The organism is Aeromonas sp. Prich7-2, assembly GCF_017939255.1.
Taxonomy (GTDB): domain Bacteria; phylum Pseudomonadota; class Gammaproteobacteria; order Enterobacterales; family Aeromonadaceae; genus Aeromonas; species Aeromonas caviae.
In genome coordinates this window covers 1-3,489 of record NZ_JAGKRI010000120.1, presented here as the reverse complement: position 1 = coordinate 3,489, position 3,489 = coordinate 1, and the positions used below count along the sequence as shown (strand labels likewise).

General features: G+C 44.6%; 5 protein-coding genes. 2 read left to right on the top strand and 3 right to left on the bottom strand.

Features of this window, described 5'->3' with window-relative positions; genetic code table 11:
* Nucleotides 1–123: 123 nt before the first annotated feature.
* Nucleotides 124–1,197: an ABC transporter transmembrane domain-containing protein gene (locus J9892_RS17400; RefSeq protein WP_210538616.1), complete on the bottom strand. Its 1,074-nt coding sequence runs from the start codon at nt 1,195–1,197 to the stop codon at nt 124–126.
* A gap of 370 nt (nt 1,198–1,567) precedes the next feature.
* Between J9892_RS17400 and J9892_RS17395 the strand changes: the two genes are divergently transcribed.
* Nucleotides 1,568–2,269: a hypothetical protein gene (locus J9892_RS17395; protein ID WP_032495674.1), complete on the top strand. Its 702-nt coding sequence runs from the start codon at nt 1,568–1,570 to the stop codon at nt 2,267–2,269.
* Here J9892_RS17395 and J9892_RS17390 read toward each other — a convergent pair.
* Both J9892_RS17390 and J9892_RS17385 read right to left on the bottom strand, forming a co-directional pair.
* Complete coding sequence (locus J9892_RS17390) at nt 2,242–2,571, bottom strand: hypothetical protein (RefSeq protein ID WP_033917513.1); 330 nt, start codon at nt 2,569–2,571, stop codon at nt 2,242–2,244. The genes J9892_RS17395 and J9892_RS17390 overlap by 28 nt on opposite strands.
* Nucleotides 2,572–3,069: 498 nt before the next feature.
* On the bottom strand, nt 3,070–3,300 hold the full coding sequence (locus J9892_RS17385) for a hypothetical protein (RefSeq protein ID WP_032495677.1): 231 nt from the start codon (nt 3,298–3,300) through the stop codon (nt 3,070–3,072).
* A 2-nt stretch (nt 3,301–3,302) separates the two neighbouring features.
* Here J9892_RS17385 and J9892_RS17380 point away from each other — a divergent pair.
* Nucleotides 3,303–3,489 (top strand): SMR family transporter (locus J9892_RS17380; RefSeq protein ID WP_282598084.1); only part of this gene is annotated, 187 nt, incomplete at its 3' end.

The following is a 3,489-nucleotide window of genomic DNA, read 5'->3' as shown; positions in this document are numbered from 1 at the left end:
GAACAGTGATTCCGGGATGTTGAACACTGTTTCCGGAAAGGAGGGGCGAAGTGTTCAGGTTGAACCGGAATGAGCGTTCACATTGGTCCGGAAATGGTGTTCACGTTGAATCGGAATTGGTGTTCATGATCGGCCGGAATATGCAGCATCAGCTTTGTCGATGATTTGCTGAGGCTGAGACAAAGTCGCAATACCATCTGCCACAGTACCTATGTTTTCAAACAGTGCACTGACTTCCCACATGATCCACTGCGACATACCATTTAAACGCAGCGCCAGACTGACTGCGATGGCAATAGAGCCCACAGTGACGGCATTGACAGACCAAAGCCATATCGCCAGCGTGGCAATAGAGAACACCAACAGATAGTTCAGACCCTGCACACAAATATTGAGCCAGGTAGCCAGTCGCATTTGTCTGTACACAGGCACCAGAAACAGCTGCATGCTATCGCGGGCGTATTCTGACTCACGAGCCGTGTGTGAAAACAGTTTAATAGTGCTGATATTGGTGTAGCTGTCGACAATACGGCCTGTCATTTCTGAACGGGCATCGGCTTGTTCTGTTGCAACTTGTTTCAGTCTCGGCACAAAATAAAACTGCAAGCCGGTGTATATGACTAACCAGGCAATCATCGGCAGTACCAAGCGCCAATCTGCATCGGCGATCAGATACAACATAGAGCCAAAATACACCACCACATACACCATCACATCCAGCAGCTTGGTGGCCGTTTCGCGCACTGCCAAAGCCGTTTGCATCACTTTAGTGGCGATGCGACCAGCGAATTCATTCTGGTAGAAACCCAAACTTTGTTTCAGTAAATAACGATGCGCCAGCCAGCGGATCGACATAGGGTAGTTACCCAATATAGTTTGGTGGATCAGGGCTGAGTGAAAAAATACCAAACCAGGCAACACCAGCAACATCACTATGGCCATAGTGATCAAGGTATCCTGCTCTTCCTGCCAGAAAGTAGCCGGATTCTTGGTTACCAACCAATCGACTAATTGCCCCATATAGCCAAATAAGGACACTTCTAATGCGGCCAGTAAGGCTGTCGCAATAGACATCAGGATCAGAGGCAACACCATGCCTTGACTGTAATGCAAACAAAATGCAAACAGGCCTTGAGGTGGCTGAGTTGGCTCTTTATCAGGGAAAGGGTTGGTTAAGCGTTCAAAAAAGCCCAGCATAAAATTCCTCTGCAGCAACGAAAAAGGCAGTTATTGTACGTCAAAGTTTAAAAAACAGATGTAACTATTTGATGAAAGCCCGGTTTAGAACGGCCATCTTATTTTATAACCGATAGCTTGTGACTCGCTTTTTTGCTGAACAGAACAGCAGATTGTTGAAAATAAATACAAAAAATCTGAAAAATCCAAAAGATGCTATATCACATGAACTCAGCAGCTTAGATTTATTGAAGGACCGTTAATAGGTAATAACTGGAAAATCTATAACTTAGCTTCTGTTTTGTCAGCTTGCAAAGGACTTTTTGCTTTCTACACTGAAAATACAGAGTACCCGAATCAGGGTGTTGTCTCGTCTTACAGGAGTGTTGAAATGGATGCCAAAGAATTATTGGTCTACATGAAGCAGGCAGAACTGCAAGCTGAGTTAGTCGTTGAGGCTGGTCAGCAACTGGACAGAGCCATCAAACAATTACATGACTGGTCTGAAGACTGGGATTGTCAGCGCCGGGCTTGTGAAGATATGTACGATGCCGTGCATTTAATTCTGATCCATAGCTATCAATTATCCCGGATTTTCTGGCCCGCCAAGTGTTGCGGAGAACTGGGGCTGGATTTGTGTCATAGAGCCATGGCGCTGCGAAGTGAAATCAACCTGCCTGATCTAAACCATCCACTGCGGAATGAGGCGTTATGGCGTCATGCAGATGAGCTGGATCATTCAGTGCGGGATAATACTGCTCTGCGTCGTTATCAAGCGCATCATTTAACCGGTTTTAATCAGGTGATCACCTGGATGGATAATGAAGCCATGTTTTGCTGGCTTGAACCTGCCAGTAAAACCTTTGTGTTTCATGCCGAGGAGTTTGCTTTAGCCCAATTACTGGATGCTGTGCATCAGGTTCAGCAAGATATTCAGAATTTTCTTAACAAGCAGCATCAGTCAAATCTAAAGGTGGCCAAAGCTGGCGTGCATCACTATGAGAAGCAGTGGGGGGCATTTAAAATAAGACAAGACAGATCTTGTCCACAGCTTTGTTGTTATGACTACTTATCTAATTTAATAAATCCGTAGGCAGAAATCTCGCTGAGCTTATGTTCTCTGATCTTTTTTGCGACTTCTGCTTGGTAGTCTTCAATGTACAGGTGCAAAAAATCTTTAAACTCTTCATCCAAAGCACGTCTATCCACAGAGTTACCGAACCGTTGCGCTTCGTATGCAAGCAGGCATAATCTATGCGCCCGGATCTCCATATCAGCGGCCACCTGCTTTTCGATAATGTTTAATGCATCTGACATTCCAATCAACTTCTTGTAGAAAAACAGACTTAACAGTAAAAAGCCAAACGTAATTGCAGACATAACAAAAGTCAGCATTCCTGAAGTTCCTTTCTGTGCTTGACGGCTCCTGATATGGACCATAAAAATATCGCTAAAATTGCTGCGATATTTATAGCTGGTATTCCATATTTGTATATACCACCCAATAGATCAGTGCCAAATATGACTCTGTCTGTGAATCTCGCTACCTGCAGAACAGAGTGCATCAAGATGCTTAAACAAATGAATTGAGTGATTTGTTCAACCGCCCATACGAATTTTCTATGAATAACCCAGATGATACCAAGCGTCAATGTTTGACATATCACCCAACTTGGGTACCAAAGTAAGCGAGCGAGCTCAGGAGATGTTTCAGATATCCCCATCAGCAAAGGAGCAATCCTGTCTTGAGCTAATCCCGATAAAGTGAGTATCAATATGGTTATTCGTGCAGATTTACTGGCCGACCAGACTAAGGACAGCAGTAGAGAACCTATGCACAACACCCATAAGTACTCAGCAAGAGTCGTAATAAATGTCCCCACAAACTACCTCTTATTTTGGTGGTTCATTACCCCAGCCACCACCTAATGTAGTCAGTGTTGGATTTATTGCTTTAGATTCTTGCTGCTCTGCAGCCAGCTTCGCCTTTGCTTCAGCAGATAAGGTGACAGTGTCTGCAGTAGAGGGTGCTGTTGTAGTGGTGGTTTTAGCCTGAGCAGCAGGAGCAACAGTTTGTATTGTTGATGTAGCCGCTGTGCCCGGAGTATTTAAGTTGATTTGCATAACTGTTCCTTACCATTGTCACTAAATCAGAAAACAAATGTACCGAGGGCTTTACTAAGCTTGCCCCTTCCGCCGTTGTCATAATCGGTTATGGCATCGCATTTTATTTTCTTTCTCTGGTTCTGAAATCCATCCCTGTCGGTGTTGCTTATGCAGTCTGGTCGGGACTCGGCGTCGTCATAATTACAG

Excerpts from the sequence above, each read along its gene's own strand:
- J9892_RS17390 (WP_033917513.1), bottom strand. The coding sequence starts at position 2,571 with ATGCTGACTTTTGTTATGTCTGCAATTACGTTTGGCTTTTTACTGTTA.
- J9892_RS17385 (WP_032495677.1), bottom strand. The coding sequence starts at position 3,300 with ATGCAAATCAACTTAAATACTCCGGGCACAGCGGCTACATCAACAATA.
- J9892_RS17400 (WP_210538616.1), bottom strand. The coding sequence starts at position 1,197 with ATGCTGGGCTTTTTTGAACGCTTAACCAACCCTTTCCCTGATAAAGAG.
- J9892_RS17395 (WP_032495674.1), top strand. The coding sequence starts at position 1,568 with ATGGATGCCAAAGAATTATTGGTCTACATGAAGCAGGCAGAACTGCAA.